Genomic DNA, 19360 nt, shown 5'->3' on the forward strand with positions numbered 1-19360 from the left:
CACGGTCGTCGAGTCGCGGTCCACGGGCCGGCAGCTCACCGCCCTGATCCGGCCCGAGGGGCCGCTCGCCGGGCAGTGGGAGACGAGTGAGCCCTCGCTGGAGGACCTGCTCCTCGCCCACCTCCGCGCCCCCGATGCCCCGCCGCTGCTCACGCCGAGCGCCGAGCCCCGTTCCGCCGGGGCGGCGGCATGAGCGCGGCCCTGACACCGAAGACCCCGGAGACCGCCTCCATGCCGGAGACCTCTTCCCCGCCGCCTCGCCGTCCCGGGCCGCGCGGCCCGGCCTGGATGGTGCTGCGGCAGCACCGCGCCACCGTGGCCGCCGGCATCGCGCTGGTCGTCGTGATGGCCGTCCAACTGGTGATCCTGCGCTGGGCGATGACGGACTACATCCACCGGCACGGGCTCGACGGCGATGTCCCCGACCGGACGCGCACCCTCGACGACTTCCGGGGCGGCTACGGCGACGTCCTGCACTACAACGGCCTGGTCCTGGAGTTCCTGCCGCTGCTCGTCGGCCTGCTCGTCGCCGGGCCGATGATCGCGCGCGAGCTGGAGAGCGGCACGTACCAGCTGGCGTGGACCCAGTCCGTGACGCCGCTGCGGTGGCTGGCGGTGAAGGTCGCCGTGCCGTGGTGTTCGTGCTGGCCGGGGTCTCGCTGCTGTCGGCGGTCTATACCTGGACCTGGTCGGCCGTGCCCTACCGCCTCCTGCCGGGGCAGACCTGGTACACGTCGTTCGACATGCTCGGCCCCGCGCCGGTCGCGAAACGCGCTGCTCGGCATCGCCCTCGGTGTCCTGGTCGGCCTGCTGGCCGGGCGCACCCTCCGGGCGATGGGGATCACCCTGGTCGTCTACGGCCTGGTGCGGTGGGCGCTGACCTCGGTCCGGCCGTATCTGATCAGCCCTGTGACGAGCGACGGCACCGCGATGCCGGGCCTCTCCGGGGGACGACAGCTGGCGGTTCGAGCGCGGCATCCTCACCCGTACAGGTGAACGCATCGTGGACGCCCAGTGCGACGTGGGCGTGGACCCCGTCACGTGCCTGGCCCGGCACCACGCCGACCGGTGGTACCTCGACTACCACCCGGCCTCCCACCTGTGGCCCCTGCAGTGGGCCGAGGCGGGCCTCACGCTGGCCGCGGCCGCGCTCGCCGCGACGGCCGCCGTCCGGTGGTTCCGGCGCACCCGCGCCTGACCGGCGGCCCTGGGGTGCCCCGGGCCTCCCCGGGGTGTCCGCCACCGCGGGGAGGCCCCCGGGTTTCCCGTACGCCATGTGGGCGTTACCCGTGATTCAACCGCGGTTGCGAGTCTGGCGGAATGCAGCCCTTCGCCCCCCACGGACGACAGCGCAGGCCACGAGCCCGCCCCCGTCTCCGTCGTGCCCGCTCCGCGCGAGGAGCGGCACCATGAAGGTATGGCAGAACCCTCGGCGTCCGAGCGCCCCGAGCGTCCCCGGGAAGAGGACCGGCCGCGCGACGAGCAGCAGCCGCGGCCCCGCCCCCTCGGCTTCCTCACCGCGCGCCGCCCGGCACGGCCTTCTCCCCGCTCGTGCCCGAGCTGGAGCCGGACCTCGACGGCGAGCTGGACGCCTACGACGCCTACTCCTCCGGAGACCCCCGCTCGTACGCGGACGCCCACGGCATCGACTACGCGGACGGCTACGGCGGCCAGGAGGACGATCCCGCCCGGGACGCCGAGCCGCTGCCCGAGGGGCCGCTTCCTGGACCGCGAGCGCAGCTGGCTGGCGTTCAACGAGCGGGTGCTGGAGCTGGCCGAGGACCCGGCCACGCCCCTGCTGGAACGCGCCAATTTCCTGGCCATCTTCGCCAGCATCTCGACGAGTTCTTCATGGTCCGGGTGGCCGGTCTCAAGCGCCGCATCGCCACCGGGTCGCCACGCGCTCCGCCGCGGGCCTGCAGCCCCGCGAGGTGCTGGAGCAGATCTGGACCCGCTCCCGCGAGCTCATGCCCGGCACGCCGCCTGCTTCCAGCAGGGACGTCGCCCCCGAGCTCGCCGAGCAGGGCATCCACCATGGTCCGCTGGCCGGAGCTCCCTCGGTCTCGGCGAGGACGTCTGGGACCTCGCCCTCGATGTGGTCGCGCAGCCAGGGGACGGCGGTGAACTGCGTGCGGTGCGTCTCCTCGTGCAGGCACACCCACAGCCGGAAGTCGTGCGGGTCGACGTCCAGTTCGCGCTCACCGTGGACGATGTTCGGGGCCACCAGCAGCAGCCGGCCGCCGCCCTCGGCGGCACCGGGCAGCTCGCGGGTTGGCCGGGGCGAACGTCTCGTACTGGCCGAGCACCCGGGACGCCAGGAACGACAGCAGCATCCCCAGCTCCACGCCGGTCACCTTGCCGCCGACCGCGCCCAGGACGGCGCCGCCGGGCAGATTGCCCCGGCGGTCCTGCATCTTCTCCAGCAGCGGCCCGAGGACCGCCCGGAAGCCGGCGACGTTGGCCCTGATCCAGCCGGCCCGGTCCACGACGAGGACCGGGGTGTCGTCGGCGGGGCCGCCCGGCGGGGACATCCGGGTGAACGACCTGACGTGCTCCTCGGACGACTTGGCGTACCGCCGCAGTTCGGCGACGACGTCGCGGGCCTCCTCGCGGCTGACGTCCGGCCCCGGCCGCACGAGCCGCGTCGCGGTCGCCACCGCGAGCTTCCAGTCGACCATCTCCGCACCACCGATGCTCGTCATGGCTTCACGGTACGTGCTGCGTGCGGGGTGGCACAGGCGTGGGTTCGTGCCCCGGTCCCGCCCTTTCACCGTTTCTTCGCGCTCCGCGCGGGTGTCCTCAAGCGCCGGACGGGCTGAAAATCAGCCCGTCCGGCGCTTGAGGACACCGCCCGAAGGGCGGTTCCGGGCGAAGCCCGGTGAGAAACGGTGAAAGGGCGGGGCCGGGGCAAACTCACCGCACCGCGGCCACCCCCACCGCCAGCCGGTCCAGCGCCCGCTGCGCCCCCTCCGGATCCGACGTCCCGTCCGCCATGAACGCGAAGGCGAGCAGCCGGCCGTCCGCCGCGACGACGGTTCCGGCGAGCGTGTTCACGCCGGTCAGCGTGCCCGTCTTGGCGCGCACCAGCCCCCGGCCGTCCGCCTCCTGATACCGCTCCCGCAGCGTCCCGCTGAACCCCGCCACCGGCAGCCCGGTCAGGACGGGGCGCAACTCGGGGGCGCGCGCGTCCGACGCGCGCGCCAGGAGGCGTGCCAGCAGGTCGGCGGAGACGCGGTCGGAGCGGTCGAGACCACTGCCGTCCGCGATCCGGAGCCCGCCCGTCGGCAGGCCGAGCTTCTCCAGCCGCGCCGTGACCGCCCGTCCCGCCCCGTCGAAGCTCGCGGGCTGCCCGTCCGCCAGGGCGGTCTGCCGGGCGAGCGCCTCGGCGATGTCGTTGTCGCTGTTGGTCAGCGCCCGCTCGACCAGCTCGGCCAGCGGCGCGGACGAGACGGCCGCGATCCGGCGCGCCGAAGCCGGCGCGCGCCCCTCCTCGACGGGACCGTCGACCCGTACGCCCCGCTCCCCCAGCAGGTCCGCGAACTTCCGCGCCGCGTCCCCCGCGGGGTCGGCCGAGCGCGCCGCGGGCCCGTGGTCGGAGTCGTCGAGGCGGCCCTCGTCGATCATGAGGGGGCTGACGGGCGCCAGGTTGTCGTTGGGGCCCGATCGGGTGCTGCGCGGACCCGGCGTACCGCGAGACGTCGTACGACAGCCGCGTACGGTCCGCGCCCCGCGCCTTGAGCGCCCGCGCGGTCGCGTCGGCCAGCGCGGGCAGGCTCGCGAACCGCTCGCCGGACGCCGCGGGCCGCGCCGTGAGCGTGGGGTCGCCGCCGCCGACGAGCACGATCCCGTCGTCCCCGAGCATCACCGGGGTCTCGATCCGGTGATCGCCGCCGAGGGCGGCCAGCGCCGCCGCCGACGTGACAAGCTTGATCGTCGATGCGGGAGTGACGGCCGCGCCCTCGTCGGCCCCGAAAAGCCGCCCGCCGCCGGCGACGTCCACGACGGACGCCGAGACGTGCGGACCCAGCGCGGAATCCCTGAGCAGCGGCTCCAGCGCGGCGGCCACCCCGTCCGCGGCGGGCGCGCGGCCGCCGGTCACGGGGCCGGCCAGCACCGGCCCCGCCGGGGGCCGCGGCGGGGCGGGACGCGCGGAATGCCCCCGGTCGGCGGCTGCGGCGCGGACCCGTTCGGCCTTACGCTGTCCGCCGTCCCAGGGGCCGGCAGCCGCCACCGCGCCCGCGGCGACGACCAGGCCCGCCGCGGTCGAGGCCGCGACGAACCGGGCGGTCCGGTGCCGCGTCAGCGGTACGAGAACGCCGCGCACGGCCTGCCACCGTCCGCCTGCGGGCATTACGGACCAGCCCCTTTCGCCACCACACACCTGCGTGGGGGACACTTAATCACCAGACGTATGTGTTGATCATGAAGGAGCCACTCGTGGAGTTCGACGTCACCATCGAGATTCCGAAGGGTTCGCGGAACAAGTACGAGGTGGACCACGAGACCGGTCGCATCCGTCTGGACCGCCGTCTCTTCACCTCCACCAGCTACCCCGCCGACTACGGCTTCGTCGAGAACACCCTCGGCGAGGACGGCGACCCGCTGGACGCGCTCGTCATCCTGGACGAGCCCACCTTCCCGGGCTGTCTCATCAAGTGCCGCGCCGTCGGCATGTTCCGTATGACCGACGAGGCGGGCGGCGACGACAAGCTGCTCTGCGTCCCGGCCAACGACCCGCGCGTCGAGCACCTGCGCGACATCCACCACGTGTCGGAGTTCGACCGCCTGGAGATCCAGCACTTCTTCGAGGTCTACAAGGACCTGGAGCCGGGCAAGTCGGTCGAGGGTGCCGAGTGGGTCGGCCGCGCCGAGGCCGAGGCCGAGATCGAGGCCTCCTACAAGCGCCTCGAGGCCGCGGGCGGCTCGCACCACTGAGCAGGACCGTGAGGAGCGGACGCGCGGTGTGAAGCACCTGAGGCACCTGAAGCACAGGAGCTAGAAACCGCGCGTCCGCTTCGCCGCGCGCCGGGCCAGCCCGCCCGGGACGACGAGGAACATCCGCGCCGTCTCCGACCCGAGGTTGACGCCGATCGCGATGGCCAGCGCCAGGGCCGCCGCCCTGCTGAGGCTGGCCATCCCGGTGTTCATCTCGTTCTTGGCGAAGTTCAGCAGCGCGAAGTACACCGCGCTACCGGGCAGCAGCGGCCCGATCGCCGCCGTGACGTACGGCAGGGCGGACGTGTACTGGTAGCGCGAGAGCAGCTGCCCGAAAAGGCCGACGAGCCCGGCCGCGATGGCCGTGGCGGGCACCGGGTCGAGCCCCGCGGTGTCGGCGAGCGCCCCGTAGACCACCCATGCGACCCCGCCGTTGAGCGTCGCGTGGAGCACGGTGTGACGTTCCTGCTGAAGCGACACGGCGAACGCGAAGGCCAGCAGCATGGCCGCGACGATCTGCACCACCGGCCGCTCCTGGCGCTGCAGCACCGCCTCCGGGTTGAGCGTGGCCCCGCCGACCCGCACACCGCCGTAGAGCACGATCAGCACGCCGCTGACGATGCCGACGATCAGATAGCCGACCTCCAGCAGGCGTGCGGACGCGGTGATGTAGAAGCCGGTCAGCCCGTCCTGCACGCCCGCGACCAGCGCCCGCCCGGGGATCAGGGCGAAGAGCCCACCAGTGATCACCGCGGACGCCTGGACGTGCACCACGTCGTTCATGGTGCTGACCGCCACTCCTATCGCGGCCGGCGGCATCGCCGCCACCACGAACTGGTAGAACTCCGGCAGCCCCCGCGCCGAGGCCAGCCACGCCAGCCGGTCGCCCAGCATCGCGCCGGCCGCCGCCGCCAGGAACACCACGGGCCCGCCGCCGACCAGCAGGCTCGCCGCGCCCGCGAGCAGCCCGGCGGCCAGGGTCAGGGCCCAGCCGGGGTACGGGTGCCGGTTGCGGCGTATCTCCGCGAGGCGGCGGTACGCCTCCTCGAGGGTGAGGCCCTGGGAGGTGATGTCGTGGACGAGCCGGAAGACGGCCGAGAGCCGGGTGTAGTCCGTGCCGCGGCGGCGTACGGTGCGGCTGGCGGTGACCGGGTCGTCCACCAGGGACGGCTGGTAGCTGACCGACAGCAGGGTGAAGGTGACGTTCGGCTCGCAGCGGTGCAGCCCGTAAGCGTGCGCGACGCCGTACATCGCCGCCTCGACGTCCTCGGCGCCCTCGCCGCCCGCGAGCAGCAGTTCGCCGATGCGCAGGACCAGGTCCAGGACGCGGGGGACGGCCGGGCCGGCCTCCTCCCCCTTGGCCGGGCGCTCCGGCACCGGCCGCTCGCCGACCGGCATCCGGACCATGGTGCGCATCCGGTCCTGCCAGGGCGCGTCCTTGAGCAGGCTGACCTTCGGGGTGCCGAGCGGCGGCGTGAGTTCCGAGTAGGCGATGCCCTGGGTCGTGGAGCCCGACGAGGGCGGGCTGAAGGCGGATCCCTCCGGGCGCCGGTCCTCGGGCTCGGCGATGCCCTTGGGCACGGCGAACTCCGAGGTCGGGTGCTCGTCCTCCGGTACGGGCGGCTTGGGCACGCCCAACGGCGGCGTGAACGCGCTGCGCGCCTCGTCGCTCTGCGGTTTGCGGTCCTCTCCGGCCTCCGACGGACCGCCGTCCCGCTGCCGATCACCCACTGCGCGCTCTCCTCCACGCTCCTGTGCAGGTCAACCATGCCCGATCAGGAGTACGGGTGCCCAGTGGGGGCCGTGGGATGCGAGGGAATCGCGGTGATCCCGGCGGTCTCAGCGCCGGGCGTGCCGCCCGCGCGGCGGACGCTGCTGTGAGGAGTGCGGCTGCTCCGCGTCGTTCCCCGGCTGCTGCTGGAGCGGGTACGGCTGTACGTCCTGGTAGTGCGGCGGGACCTGGTCGTACTCCCGCGGCGGCTGCGGCCCGCTGCGCACCCCGCCGGGGGTGCTCGCCGCCCCGTCCTTCTTCGTCCCGTCCTTCTTCGCCTTGGAGCGCGCCCGCAGGAACTCGATCGCGATCGGCACGACCGAGACCAGCACGATCGCCACCAGCATCGCCTCGATGTTGGTCCGGACGAACTCGATCCTGCCGAGCACCGCGCCCAGCAGCGTCACCCCGGCGCCCCACAGGGTGCCGCCGATGATGTTGAAGATCAGGAAGGACCGGTAGTTCATCCGGCTCACGCCGGCGATGATCGGCGTGAAGGTGCGGATCACCGGCACGAAACGGGCCAGGACCAGCGACTTCGGCCCGTACTTCTCGAAGAACTCGTGGGCCTTCTCGACGTTCTCCTGCTTGAAGAGCCGGGAGTCCGGGCGCCGGAAGAGCGCCGGCCCCACCTTGCGTCCGAAGAGGTAGCCCGCCTGGTCGCCGAGGACCGCCGCGACCACGACGAGGAGGCAGACGACCCACAGCGGGTAGTCGTCCAGCTTCCCCGTGGTCACCAGGAGACCCGTGGTGAACAGCAGGGAGTCGCCCGGCAGGAAGAACCCGATCAGCAGTCCCGACTCGGCGAAGACGATGGCCAGCACACCGAGCAGGCCGAACTGGCCGATCAGATAGTCCGCGTCCAGCCACTGCGGGCCGAGCGCGAGTTGGGTGACGGGGGTCACGGGTGATCAGGCTCCTGGGTCGGGGGCGCAGGCTCGTGCGAGGCCCGGGCACAGGCGGGGGGAAGGGGGACGTACTTTCCCAAGCTATCAACGTCATCGGGCGGCCCCCCGGTTCCGGAGACCGCCGGGGGACGCGACCCGGGGCCGCGACCCGGAGCGCGCAACCCCGTGTGCCGCTCACGCGTCCCGCAGGTCGGACGCAAGAATGCGGGAAAAACCGCACACGAACGAAGGTGGACGCGATGGGCATCGATGAGTGGGGCGGCGGACAGCACGAGCAGTCCGACGTGCTCGTGGTCACGACGAACGACGTACCCGGGTACCGGGTCGAGCGCGTCATCGGCGAGGTCTTCGGCCTCACGGTGCGCTCCCGCCACGTCGGCAGCCAGATCGGCGCGGGCCTGAAGTCGCTGATCGGCGGCGAGCTCAAGGGCCTCACGAAGACGCTGGTCCAGACGCGTAACCAGGCCATGGAGCGGTTGGTCGAGCAGGCGCGGGCGCGGGGTGCGAATGCGGTGCTGATGTTCCGCTTCGATGTGACGGAGGCGGCGGATGTGGGCACGGAGGTGTGTGCGTACGGCACGGCCGTGGTGATCGCGCCGCTCGCGTAGCAGGTTGGCGGGGTGTTTTGCCCCACCCCGCCCTTTCACCGTTTCCGCAGGGGCTCCGCCCCTGCACCACCCCGCGGCGGTGCGCGGTGAGCTCCGCGCGGTGAGCTCCGCGCGGTGAGCTCCGCGCGGTGAGCTCCGCGCAGTGAGCGGGGCTTCGCCCCTGCACCCCACCGGGGGGCTGCCCCCGAAGCGCCCTCCGGGCGGTGTCCTCAAGCGCCGGACGGGCTGATTCAGCCCGTCCGGCGCTTGAGGACAACCGCGCGAAGCGCGGTTGCGGGGTCCAAGGGCGGGGCTGGGGCAAACCCCCACGCATGCCACAAGCCTCCCGTGGTACCCGTCCCCCATGCCACTCCACAAGGGATCGCACCCCCGCGCCCCCAGCGCGGCTACTCCGTCAACCCCCTTCTACGGCGAAGCCGACCCCGTCGCGGACATGGCCGTCAACCCCCCTCGCCACTCGCTCCCCGACAAGCCCAATGACCCCCCGCACCGCCTATCAGCTCGTCCACGACGAGCTGATGCTCGACGGCAACTCCCGGCTCAACCTCGCGACCTTCGTCACCACCTGGATGGAGCCGCAAGGCCGGCGCCCTCATGGCCTGTAGTGCCGGGACAAGAACATGATCTGACAAGGCTCACTGCCCGGAGAACGGCCGGGTGCGGACGAAGGTGTCCAGCGCGGTCTCGAAGTGCCGCCGCCCCTCGGCCGACTTGGCGTCCGGTGCGGACACCCACACGTCGTACATCTTCTCGCCCTCGTTCCAGGCGAGGTCGAGGGTGTGCCGGGAGCCGGCCGAGTCCTCGAAGCCGTTCCAGGTGAACTCCCAGGAGGCCGCCTCGTTCCCCTTGTGGGTGGTGCGGACGACCCGGCCGTCGCGGTAGCCGGGGTAGCGGTCCGGCGCCTCGGAGGCGGAGTCGCGCATCACGCCGAGCGGGCCGCCGTCCTTGGGGTCCTGGATCAGCACGCCGATGCGGAACTCCTTGCCGGGCGAGTAGTAGAAGACGCGCGGCGGTTCGAACGAGCGGGTGAAGCCCTCGGGGACGGCGAACGCGAAGCCCGCCGGGTCCTGGACGGAGCGGTAGCCCGGCGGGGCCTTGACGTCCGCGGCGGCGGGCGGCGGGGTCGCGGAGGCGGTGGGCAGCGCGGAGTCGCGCGGGGTGGCCGGCGTACGGGTCACGGTGCGCGTCACCCGCGGCACGGCCTTGGCGTCCCGCCGGTCCTCGGCCTCGTCCCGGATCATCAGCAGCGCCGCCACGCCCGCGCCGAGCCCGGCCAGGGTGACCAGGGCGACGCCGCCTATGCAGGGCGGTGCGCACGCCGTAGAGCGTGCACGGCCGCGTGCGCCGCGGGCGGGGCCGGACGAACGAAATATCACACGTGAGTGATCTCATCTTCAATCAAGCAACAAGTGTTAGTCAACGGTTGAAGGAGGGTGAGGGAAAAGTAGAGTAGATCGAAACGGTGGCTTCCTTGGGAATTATTTGCCTTCACGTCCTTGGCCCACAATTAGGTCCCAGCTAGTGCTCTTTCGCCGTGGCCAAGGTTGCCGATCCGTTTTTCGGGACGACGCACGAGCCTGCTAAGGTGGACGGGTCGCCCTGGTCACACAGCCTGCTTGGACCGGGATCTCGGCGCTGTTAGCGGTGGCTCGCTGCTAGACTGATCCGTGGGGGACTAGTGACCACTGGATGACCCGAAGGAGGCGGGGGAACGCCAAGGCGTTCCGCGGGTGACGCGCGTCACCGGTACGCGTACGCCGGCCACCCCGCTTCGACTCCGAGAATCTGCTGACCCCCGTGCCTCCCGCGACCCATTAAAAAAATAACCATTGGCCGAGCCGCGCCGCCCGGAAACGTCAGGCCGCCGCCGGGTGCTAAACCAAGCGTCCGTGGGCCGGGACCAGGCTAGGGCGGCCCACTTTCTTGTGCAGTTTGCGGAGCTCGTCCCCCGAGGGCTTCAATCACACACGCAATCGTTCGAAACCGGCCGCGGCGATCTTCTATAACTACGCCCAACCGGCAAGGAGATTTCCGCATCGGCGTGCTGGATCAACAGACCCCAAGGAACGCGGCCCGCATCGTGGCCGTGATGCGCGACTGTAAGTCGCGGCATCCGAATGGGCTCTAACGCGGACGCGACTTATACCCCGGCTACCGCGTACGGAGCACATGTGGGAGATCGTCCTGCCCACACACAAGGGGAACGAGGCGAGCACCTCAGAAGAGGCTGGTAGTATCCACAAGCTGGAAGACGGCTTCTAGGACTCGGCCAGGGGCGTCGCACCGGCCCAGGGACACCTGCGGGTGGCCCGGAAGTCAGGGCCATGATAAACGAAGGGTCGATGAAGAATGTAGGCGGAAGGGTGTCCGTCCTCACGGAACTCCAAGTCTGCCGTTGTTCTTTCTTCACATAAGTATAAAGTGATTTTTTATCGTAAGTCCCTTGCGCTGTGACACCTTTCTGTTCCATCACAGCCTTCCGTTCTCAAAACCTCTTGCAGTGAGCCTTGTCGATCATAGTATACATTGTCCGCGGCACTGAAACGGGCCGATGAGGACGCCGCCTGGCGCTCCAGTCCAGGATGTGACACGAAGGGCGCGAGTTGATCAGCCGGGGTAGTTTTAGCACGTAGTCGAGCATACAGCATCGATCGCGTGGACGAGCTGATAGGGCGGTGCGGGGGGTCAATGGGGCTTGTCGGGGAGCGAGTGGCGAGGGGGGTTGACGCCATGTCCGCACGGGGTCGGCTTCGCCGTAGAAGGGGTTGACGGAGTAGCCGCGCTTGGGGGCGCGGGGGTGCGATCCCTTGTGGAGTGGCATGGGGGACGGGTACCAGCGGGAGCTTGTGGCATGCGTGGGGGTTTGCCCCAGCCCCGCCCTTGGACCCCGCAACCGCGCTTCGCGCGGTTGTCCTCAAGCGCCGGACGGGCTGAATCAGTCCACGTCCGGCGCTTGAGACACCGCCCGAGGGCGCTTCGGGGGCAGCCCCCCGGTGGGGTGCAGGGGCGAAGCCCCGCTCACATGCGCGGAGCTCACCGCGCGGAAGCTCACCGCGCGGAGCTCACCGCGCGGAGCTCACCGCGCACCGCCGCGGGGTGGTGCAGGGGCGGAGCCCCTGCGGAAAACGGTGAAAGGGCGGGGTGGGGCAAACACCCCGCCAACCTGCTACGGCGAGCGGGCGCGATCACCAGCGGCCGTGCCGTACGCACAACACCTCCGTGCCCACATCCGCCGCCTCCGTCACATCGAAGCGGACATCAGCACCAGCATTCGCAAACCCCGCGCCCGCGCCTGCTCGACCAACCGCTCCATGGCCTGGTTACGCGTCTGGACCAGCGTCTTCGTGTGAGGCCCGTTAGAGCTCGCGCGCGCCGATCAGCGACTTCAGGCCCGCGCCGATCTGGCTGCCGACGTGGCGGGAGCGCACCGTGGAGGCCGAAGACCTCAGCCGATGACGCGCTCGAGCCCGGTACCCGGGTACGTCGTTCGTCGTGACCACGAGCACGTCGGACTGCTCGTGCTGTCCCGCCGCCCCACTCATACGATGCCATCGCGTCCACCTTCGTTCTGTGTCGGTTTTTCCTGCATTCTTTGCGTCCGACCTGCGGGACGCGTGAGCGGCACACGGGGTTGCGCGCTCCGGGGTCGCGCGGCCCCGGGTCGCGTCCCCGCTGCGTGTCTCCGGAACCGGGGGGCCGCCCGATGACGTTGATAGCTTGGGAAAGTACGTCCCCCTTGCGCCTGTGCCCGGGCCTCGCACGAGCCTGCGCGACCCAGAGCCTGATCACACCGTGACCCCCCGTCACCCAACTCGCGCTCGAGCCCGCAGTGGCTGGACGCGGACTATCTGATCCGCCAGTTCGGCCTGCTCGGTGTGCTGGCCATCGTCTTCGCCGAGTCGGGACTGCTGATCGGGTTCTTCCTGCCAGGGCGACTCCCTGCTGTTCACCACGGGTCTCCTGGTGACGCACGGGGAAGCTGTGACGACTACCCGTCTGTGGGTCGTCTGCCTCCTCTCGTCGTGGTCGCGGCGGTCCTCGGCGACCGGAGGCGGGCTACCTCTTCGGACGCATAGTGGTGAGCAGCGCTCTTGCCGGCGCCCGGACTCCCGGCTCTTCAAGCAGGAGAACGTCGAGAAGGCCCACGAGTTCTCTTCGAGAAGTACGGGCCGAAGTCGCTGGTCCTGGCCCGTTTCGTAGCCGGTGATCCGCACCTTCACGCCGATCATCGCCGGCGTGAGCCGATGAACTACCGGTCCTTCCTGATCTTCACATCATCGGCGGCACCCTGTGGGCGCCGGGGTGACGCTGCTGGGCGCGGTGCTCGGCATGGATCGAGTTCGTCCGACCAACATCGAGGGCGATGCTGGTGGCGATCGTGCTGGTCTCGGTCGTGCCGATCGCGATCGAGAGTTTCCTGCGGGCGCGCGCTCCAATGCGAAGAGACGGGACGAAGAAGGACGGGGCGGCGAGCACCCCGCGGCGAGGGTGCGCAGCGGGCCGCAGCCGCCGCGGGAGTACTACCAGGTCCACGGCCGCACTACCAGGACGTACATGCCGTACCCGCTCAGCATCAAGCCGGACGACGCGGAGCAGCGCACTCCTCACAGCAGCGTCCGCCGCGCGGGCGTCACGCCCGGCGCTGAGACGCGCCGGTGATCACCGCGCGATTCCCTCGCATCCCACGGCCCCCACTGGGCACCCGTACTCCTGATCGGGCATGTTGACCTGCACAGAGCGTGTAGGAGAGCGCGCAGTGGTGATCGGCAGCGGGACGGCGGTCCTCGGAGGCCGGAGAGGACCGCAAACCGCAGAGCGACGAGCGCGCAGCGCGTTCACGCCGCCGTTGGGCGTGCCCAAGCCGCCGTACCGGAGGACGAGCACCCGACCTCGGGAGTTCGCCGTGCCCAAGGGCATCGCCGAGCCCCGAGGACCGGCGCCCGGAGGGATCCGCCTTCAGCCCGCCCTCGTCGGGCTCCACGACCCAGGGCATCGCCCTACTCGGAACTCACGCCGCCGCTCGGCACCCCGAAGGTCAGCCTGCTCAAGGACGCGCCCTGGCAGTGACCGGATGCGCACCATGGTCCGGATGCCGTCGGCGAGCGGCGGTGCCGGAGCGCCCGGCAAGGGGGAGGAGGCCGGCCCGGCCGTCCCCCGCGTCCTGGACCTGGTCCTGCGCATCGGCGAACTGCTGCTCGCGGGCGGCGAGGGCGCCGAGGACGTCGAGCGGCGATGTATACGGCGTCCGCGCACGCTTACGGGCTGCACCGCTTGCGAGCCGAACGGTCACCTTCACACCTGCTGTCGAGTCAGCTACCAGCCGTCCCTGGTGGACGACCCCGTCACCGCCAGCCGCACCGTACGCCGCCGCGGCACGGATCTACACCCGGCTCTCGGCCGTCTTCCGGCTCGTCCACGACATCACCTCCCAGGCCTCACCCTCGAGGAGGCGTACCGCGCGCCTCGCGGAGATACGCACGCAACCGGCACCGGTACCCCGGCTGGGCCCCTGACCCTGGCCGCCGGGACTAGCCTCGCGGGCGCGGCGAGCCTGCTGGTCGGCGGCGGGCCCGTGGTGTGTTCCTGGCGGCGGCGGCCGGCGCGATGCATGGGCGACCGGCTGGCGTGGCTGGGCCTCGGCGCGGGGGCTGCCGGAGTTCTACCAGTTCGTGGTGGCGGCGATGCCGCCGGCCGCGATAGGAGTGGCGGGTCAGCACCATGAACGACGTGGTGCACGTCCAGGCGTCCCGCGGTGATCACTGGTGGGCTCTTCGCCCTGATCCCCGGGCGGGCGCTGTCGCGGGCGTGCAGGACGGCTGACCGGCTTCTACATCACCGCGTCCGCACGCCTGCTGGAGGTCGGCTATCTGATCGTCGGCATCGTCAGCGGCGTGCTGATCGTGCTACTACGGCGGTGTGCGGGTCGGCGGGGCCACGCTCAACCCGGAGGCGGTGCTAGCAAGCGCCAGGAGCGGCCGTGGTGCAGATCGTCCGCGGCCATGCTGCTGGCCTTCGCGTTCGCCGTGTCGCTTCAGCAGGAACGTCACACCGTGCTCCACGCGACGCTCAACGGCGGGGTCGCATGGGTGGTCTACGGGGCGCTCGCCGACACCGCGGGGCTCGACCCCGGTGCCCGCCACGGCCATCGCGGCCGGGCTCGTCGGCCTTTTCGGGCAGCTGCTCTCGCGCTACCAGTACACGTCCGCCCTGCCGTACGTCACGGCGGCGATCGGGCCGCTGCTGCCCGGTAGCGCGGTGTACTTCGCGCTGCTGAACTTCGCCAAGAACGAGATGAACACCGGGATGGCCAGCCTCAGCAGGGCGGCGGCCCTGGCGCTGGCCATCGCGATCGGCGTCAACCTCGGGTCGGAGACGGCGCGGATGTTCCTCGTCGTCCCGGGCGGGGCTGGCCCGGCGCGCGGCGAAGCGGACGCGCGGTTTTCTAGCTCCTGTGCTTCAGGTGCCTCAGGTGCTTCACACCGCGCGTCCGCTCCTCACGGTCCTGCTCAGTGGTGCGAGCCGCCCGCGGCCTCGAGGCGCTTGTAGGAGGCCTCGATCTCGGCCTCGGCCTCGGCGCGGCCGACCCACTCGGCACCCTCGACCGACTTGCCCGGCTCCAGGTCCTTGTAGACCTCGAAGAAGTGCTGGATCTCCAGGCGGTCGAACTCCGACACGTGGTGGATGTCGCGCAGGTGCTCGACGCGCGGGTCGTTGGCCGGGACGCAGAGCAGCTTGTCGTCGCCGCCCGCCTCGTCGGTCATACGGAACATGCCGACGGCGCGGCACTTGATGAGACAGCCCGGGAAGGTGGGCTCGTCCAGGATGACGAGCGCGTCCAGCGGGTCGCCGTCCTCGCCGAGGGTGTTCTCGACGAAGCCGTAGTCGGCGGGGTAGCTGGTGGAGGTGAAGAGACGGCGGTCCAGACGGATGCGACCGGTCTCGTGGTCCACCTCGTACTTGTTCCGCGAACCCTTCGGAATCTCGATGGTGACGTCGAACTCCACGAGTGGCTCCTTCATGATCAACCACATACGTCTGGTGATTAAGTGTCCCCCACGCAGGTGTGTGGTGGCGAAAGGGGCTGGTCCGTAATGCCCGCAGGCGGACGGTGGCAGGCCGTGCGCGGCGTTCTCGTACCGCTGACGCGGCACCGGACCGCCCGGTTCGTCGCGGCCTCGACCGCGGCGGGCCTGGTCGTCGCCGCGGGCGCGGTGGCGGCTGCCGGCCCCTGGGACGGCGGACAGCGTAAGGCCGAACGGGTCCGCGCCGCAGCCGCCGACCGGGGGCATTCCGCGCGTCCCGCCCCGCCGCGGCCCCCGGCGGGGCCGGTGCTGGCCGGCCCCGTGACCGGCGGCCGCGCGCCCGCCGCGGACGGGGTGGCCGCCGCGCTGGAGCCGCTGCTCAGGGATTCCGCGCTGGGTCCGCACGTCTCGGCGTCCGTCGTGGACGTCGCCGGCGGCGGGCGGCTTTTCGGGGCCGACGAGGGCGCGGGCCCGTCACTCCCGCATCGACGATCAAGCTTGTCACGTCGGCGGCGGCCGCTGGCCGCCCTCGGCGGCGATCACCGGATCGAGACCCCGGTGATGCTCGGGGACGACGGGATCGTGCTCGTCGGCGGCGGCGACCCCACGCTCACGGCGCGGCCCGCGGCGTCCGGCGAGCGGTTCGCGAGCCTGCCCGCGCTGGCCGACGCGACCGCGCGGGCGCTCAAGGCGCGGGGCGCGGACCGTACGCGGCTGTCGTACGACGTCTCGCGGTACGCCGGGTCCGCGCAGCACCCGATCGGGCCCAACGACAAACCTGGCGCCCGTCAGCCCCCTCATGATCGACGAGGGCCGCCTCGACGACTCCGACCACGGGCCCGCGGCGCGCTCGGCCGACCCCGCGGGGGACGCGGCGCGGAAGTTCGCGGACCTGCTGGGGGAGCGGGGCGTACGGGTCGACGGTCCCGTCGAGGAGGGGCGCGCGCCGGCTTCGGCGCGCCGGATCGCGGCCGTCTCGTCCGCGCCGCTGGCCGAGCTGGTCGAGCGGGCGCTGACCAACAGCGACAACGACATCGCCGAGGCGCTCGCCCGGCAGACCGCCCTGGCGGACGGGCAGCCCGCGAGCTTCGACGGGGCGGGACGGGCGGTCACGGCGCGGCTGGAGAAGCTCGGCCTGCCGACGGGCGGGCTCCGGGATCGCGGACGGCAGTGGTCTCGACCGCTCCGACCGCGTCTCCGCCGACCTGCTGGCACGCCTCCTGGCGCGCGCGTCGGACGCGCGCGCCCCCGAGTTGCGCCCCGTCCTGACCGGGCTGCCGGTGGCGGGGTTCAGCGGGACGCTGCGGGAGAGCGGTATCAGGAGGCGGACGGCCGGGGGCTGGTGCGCGCCAAGACGGGCACGCTGACCGGCGTGAACACGCTCGCCGGAACCGTCGTCGCGGCGGACGGCCGGCTGCTCGCCTTCGCGTTCATGGCGGACGGGACGTCGGATCCGGAGGGGGCGCAGCGGGCGCTGGACCGGCTGGCGGTGGGGGTGGCCGCGGTGCGGTGAGTTTGCCCCGGCCCCGCCCTTTCACCGTTTCTCACCGGGCTTCGCCCGGAACCGCCCTTCGGGCGGTGTCCTCAAGCGCCGGACGGGCTGATTTTCAGGCCCGTCCGGCGCTTGAGGACACCCGCGCGGAGCGCGAAGAAACGTGTGAAAGGGCGGGACCGGGGCACGAACCCACGCCTGTGCCACCCCGCACGCAGCACGTACCGTGAAGCCATGACGAGCATCGGTGGTGCGGAGATGGTCGACTGGAAGCTCGCGGTGGCGACCGCGACGCGGCTCGTGCGGCCGGGGCCGGACGTCAGCCGCGAGGAGGCCCGCGACGTCGTCGCCGAACTGCGGCGGTACGCCAAGTCGTCCGAGGAGCACGTCAGGTCGTTCACCCGGATGTCCCCGCCGGGCGGCCCCGCCGACGACACCCCGGTCCTCGTCGTGGACCGGGCCGGCTGGATCAGGGCCAACGTCGCCGGCTTCCGGGCGGTCCTCGGGCCGCTGCTGGAGAAGATGCAGGACCGCCGGGGCAATCTGCCCGGCGGCGCCGTCCTGGGCGCGGTCGGCGGCAAGGTGACCGGCGTGGAGCTGGGGATGCTGCTGTCGTTCCTGGCGTCCCGGGTGCTCGGCCAGTACGAGACGTTCGCCCCGGCCACCCGCGAGCTGCCCGGTGCCGCCGAGGGCGGCGGCCGGCTGCTGCTGGTGGCCCCGAACATCGTCCACGTGGAGCGCGAACTGGACGTCGACCCGCACGACTTCCGGCTGTGGGTGTGCCTGCACGAGGAGACGCACCGCACGCAGTTCACCGCCGTCCCCTGGCTGCGCGACCACATCGAGGGCGAGGTCCCAGACGTTCCTCGCCGAGACCGAGGTCGACCCGGCCACGCTGCTGGGAGCGGCTCCGGGAGGCGCTGCAGACGCTGGCCGGCGGCCGGCCGCCGGAGGACGAGGAGGCGCGTGGCGGGCGGAGCATCGTCGAACTGGTCCAGACCCCGGCCCAGCGGGAGGTCCTCGCCCGGCTGACGGCCGTGATGTCCCTCCTGGAGGGGCACGCCGACTACGTGATGGACGGCGTGGGCCCGCAGGTGGTCCCGTCGGTCGCGGAGATCCGCGAGAAGTTCCAGCAGCGGCGGGCCAGCGGCGCCGGCCGGCTGGACGCCGCGCTGCGGAAGCTGCTGGGCCTCGACGCCAAGCTGCGGCAGTACCGTGACGGTGAACGGTTCGTGCGCGCTGTTGTCGACGAGGTCGGCATGGAGGGGTTCAACAGGGGTCTGGACCTCGCCGAACACACTCCCGACCAAGTCCGAGATCGCCAAACCCGCGGACTGGGTCGCGCGGGTGCACGGACGCTCCGACGGGTGACCCCACCGCGCCCCGTGACGGATGAACGCTCCCGTAATCACCCGTCCGAGGGACCGTGTGCCAGGGGTGGGCGTGCGATGCTCGGGTAAAGGCTCGTCTCTGTCACCATCTACGCACACAGCGTGACTGACGCAGCCCGCACGTCCCCACAACCCCTTCCCGTTGGCTCCTCGTTGGAACGATTGGACACTCGGACATGGGTCCACACCCCGCGGTCGCCGCGATACGCCTGGCGGTCCGCCGCGTACTCCACGACGTCCTCACCCTCGCTCCGCCCGCCGACCCCACCGGCGGCCCCCGCTCCCCGCTCGTCCTGGCCGCCTGTTCCGGCGGCGCCGATTCCATGGCGCTCGCCTCCGCCCTCGCCTTCGAGGCCCCCCCGGCTCGGCGTCCGCGCCGGCGGCATCACCGTCGACCACGGCCTCCAGGAGGGCTCCGACCTCCGCGCCGCCGAAGTGGCGTGCCGCCTCCGCGCGCTGGGCCTCGACCCCGTAGAAGCGCTCCCGGTGGCCGTCGGCAGGGACGGCGGCCCCGAGGCCGCCGCCCGCGACGCCCGCTACGGCGCGCTCGACGAGGCCGCCGAGCGGCACGGCGCCTCCGCCGTCCTCCTCGGCCACACCCGTGACGACCAGGCCGAGACGGTGCTCCTCGGACTGGCCCGCGGCTCCGGCACCCGTTCGCTGTCGGGCATGGCCACGGCCTCCGGCGTCGGCGGCCGCTACCGCAGGGCCCGTTCCTGGGGCTCGACCGGCAGACCGCCCGCAAGGCCTGCATGGTCCAGTCGCTGCCCGTCTGGGACGACCCGCACAACGTCGACCCCGCCTACACCCGCTCCCGTGTCCGCCACGAGGCCCTGCCCGTCCTGGAGAAGGCCCTCGGCAAGGGCGTCGTCGAGGCGCTGGCCCGGACCGCGCAGCTCTCCCGCGACGACGCCGACGCGCTGGACTCCTGGGCCGTCGCCGTGGAGCCGTCCGTCCGGGACGACAGCGGCGCCCTGGAGGTCGCCAAGCTCTACGCGCTGCCCGCCGCGGTGCGCCGCCGGGTGCTGCGCCGCGCGGCCATCGAGGCCGGCTCCCCGGCCGGTTCGCTCTTCGCCCGGCACATCGAGGAGGTCGACCGGCTGATCACCGGCTGGCGGGGCCAGCGCGCCATCAACCTCCCCGGGCGCGTCGCGGTCCACCGGCATGGTGGCAGACTGGTCCTCCGGCAGGGCTGATTCGAACGGCCGTGAACGATCACGGTCCGGGCCCCGC

At 72.1% G+C, this 19360-nt stretch carries 11 protein-coding genes and 9 pseudogenes; 13 read left to right on the forward strand and 7 right to left on the reverse strand.

The genetic code is table 11. The features are described 5' to 3' along the window. From ABD794_RS12130 to ABD794_RS18910, 4 genes and pseudogenes are all read left to right on the forward strand, one after another. A pseudogene (locus ABD794_RS12130) lies at positions 1 to 193 on the forward strand (ABC transporter ATP-binding protein); the annotation flags it as partial. Continuing rightward, positions 190 to 996 (forward strand): hypothetical protein, encoded by an 807-nt coding sequence (locus tag ABD794_RS12135; protein ID WP_344963050.1) that lies wholly within the window; start codon positions 190 to 192, stop codon positions 994 to 996. The pseudogene ABD794_RS12130 and the gene ABD794_RS12135, both read left to right, overlap by 4 nt. A gap of 7 nt (positions 997 to 1003) precedes the next feature. Then, positions 1004 to 1198, forward strand: a complete 195-nt coding sequence (locus ABD794_RS12140; RefSeq protein WP_344963052.1) for a hypothetical protein — start codon at positions 1004 to 1006, stop codon at positions 1196 to 1198. Between the two features lie 269 nt (positions 1199 to 1467). Next, a pseudogene (locus ABD794_RS18910) lies at positions 1468 to 2079 on the forward strand (RNA degradosome polyphosphate kinase); the annotation flags it as partial. Here ABD794_RS18910 and ABD794_RS12150 read toward each other — a convergent pair. Together ABD794_RS12150 and dacB (ABD794_RS12155) are read right to left on the reverse strand one after the other, a co-directional pair. Further along, positions 2048 to 2702, reverse strand: a pseudogene (locus ABD794_RS12150) (zinc-dependent metalloprotease); the annotation flags it as partial. The pseudogenes ABD794_RS18910 and ABD794_RS12150 overlap by 32 nt on opposite strands. Positions 2703 to 2913: 211 nt before the next feature. Next, positions 2914 to 4351: pseudogene (gene dacB / locus ABD794_RS12155) on the reverse strand (D-alanyl-D-alanine carboxypeptidase/D-alanyl-D-alanine endopeptidase). An 86-nt stretch (positions 4352 to 4437) separates the two neighbouring features. Here dacB (ABD794_RS12155) and ABD794_RS12160 point away from each other — a divergent pair. Then, positions 4438 to 4935 (forward strand): inorganic diphosphatase, encoded by a 498-nt coding sequence (locus ABD794_RS12160; protein ID WP_049716339.1) that lies wholly within the window; start codon positions 4438 to 4440, stop codon positions 4933 to 4935. Between the two features lie 60 nt (positions 4936 to 4995). Here ABD794_RS12160 and ABD794_RS12165 read toward each other — a convergent pair whose 3' ends face one another. Both ABD794_RS12165 and ABD794_RS12170 read right to left on the reverse strand, forming a co-directional pair. Continuing rightward, positions 4996 to 6666, reverse strand: coding sequence for a threonine/serine exporter family protein (locus tag ABD794_RS12165; protein ID WP_344963054.1), 1671 nt, complete (start codon positions 6664 to 6666; stop codon positions 4996 to 4998). A gap of 108 nt (positions 6667 to 6774) precedes the next feature. After that, positions 6775 to 7611 carry a DedA family protein gene (locus tag ABD794_RS12170; RefSeq protein WP_344963056.1) on the reverse strand — a complete coding sequence of 279 codons (837 nt, stop codon included), beginning with the start codon at positions 7609 to 7611 and terminating at the stop codon, positions 6775 to 6777. Positions 7612 to 7853: 242 nt separating this feature from the next. Between ABD794_RS12170 and ABD794_RS12175 the strand changes: the two genes are divergently transcribed. Next, positions 7854 to 8222, forward strand: a complete 369-nt coding sequence (locus ABD794_RS12175) for a YbjQ family protein (RefSeq protein ID WP_049716342.1) — start codon at positions 7854 to 7856, stop codon at positions 8220 to 8222. Between the two features lie 343 nt (positions 8223 to 8565). Continuing rightward, a pseudogene (locus ABD794_RS12180) lies at positions 8566 to 8848 on the forward strand (glutamate decarboxylase); the annotation flags it as partial. Positions 8849 to 8857: 9 nt separating this feature from the next. Here the strand turns inward: ABD794_RS12180 and ABD794_RS12185 are convergent. Together ABD794_RS12185 and ABD794_RS18915 are read right to left on the reverse strand one after the other, a co-directional pair. Further along, complete coding sequence (locus ABD794_RS12185; protein WP_344963058.1) at positions 8858 to 9598, reverse strand: hypothetical protein; 741 nt, start codon at positions 9596 to 9598, stop codon at positions 8858 to 8860. 1980 nt (positions 9599 to 11578) lie between these two features. Next, positions 11579 to 11764: a heavy metal-binding domain-containing protein gene (locus ABD794_RS18915; protein WP_425586002.1), complete on the reverse strand. Its 186-nt coding sequence runs from the start codon at positions 11762 to 11764 to the stop codon at positions 11579 to 11581. Between the two features lie 291 nt (positions 11765 to 12055). Here ABD794_RS18915 and ABD794_RS12195 point away from each other — a divergent pair. The 3 genes and pseudogenes from ABD794_RS12195 to ABD794_RS12205 all read left to right on the forward strand — a co-directional run. Beyond that, positions 12056 to 12738 (forward strand): annotated as a pseudogene (locus ABD794_RS12195) (DedA family protein); the annotation flags it as partial. 573 nt (positions 12739 to 13311) lie between these two features. After that, positions 13312 to 13944, forward strand: coding sequence for a threonine/serine exporter family protein (locus ABD794_RS12200; RefSeq protein WP_344963060.1), 633 nt, complete (start codon positions 13312 to 13314; stop codon positions 13942 to 13944). Positions 13945 to 14351: 407 nt separating this feature from the next. Further along, positions 14352 to 14768, forward strand: a complete 417-nt coding sequence (locus ABD794_RS12205) for a threonine/serine exporter family protein (protein WP_344963061.1) — start codon at positions 14352 to 14354, stop codon at positions 14766 to 14768. Here ABD794_RS12205 and ABD794_RS12210 read toward each other — a convergent pair. Then, positions 14729 to 15226, reverse strand: a complete 498-nt coding sequence (locus ABD794_RS12210) for an inorganic diphosphatase (RefSeq protein ID WP_049716339.1) — start codon at positions 15224 to 15226, stop codon at positions 14729 to 14731. The two genes, ABD794_RS12205 and ABD794_RS12210, sit on opposite strands and share 40 nt — an antisense overlap. An 87-nt stretch (positions 15227 to 15313) precedes the next feature. Between ABD794_RS12210 and dacB (ABD794_RS12215) the strand changes: the two are divergent. The 3 pseudogenes from dacB (ABD794_RS12215) (at position 15314) to tilS (ending at position 19323) form a co-directional block, all read left to right on the forward strand. Then, positions 15314 to 16757: pseudogene (dacB, locus tag ABD794_RS12215) on the forward strand (D-alanyl-D-alanine carboxypeptidase/D-alanyl-D-alanine endopeptidase). Between the two features lie 213 nt (positions 16758 to 16970). Continuing rightward, positions 16971 to 18107 (forward strand): annotated as a pseudogene (locus ABD794_RS12220) (zinc-dependent metalloprotease). Between the two features lie 196 nt (positions 18108 to 18303). Further along, positions 18304 to 19323: pseudogene (gene tilS, locus ABD794_RS12225) on the forward strand (tRNA lysidine(34) synthetase TilS). Positions 19324 to 19360: the final 37 nt, after the last annotated feature.

Source organism: Streptomyces thioluteus, assembly GCF_039535865.1.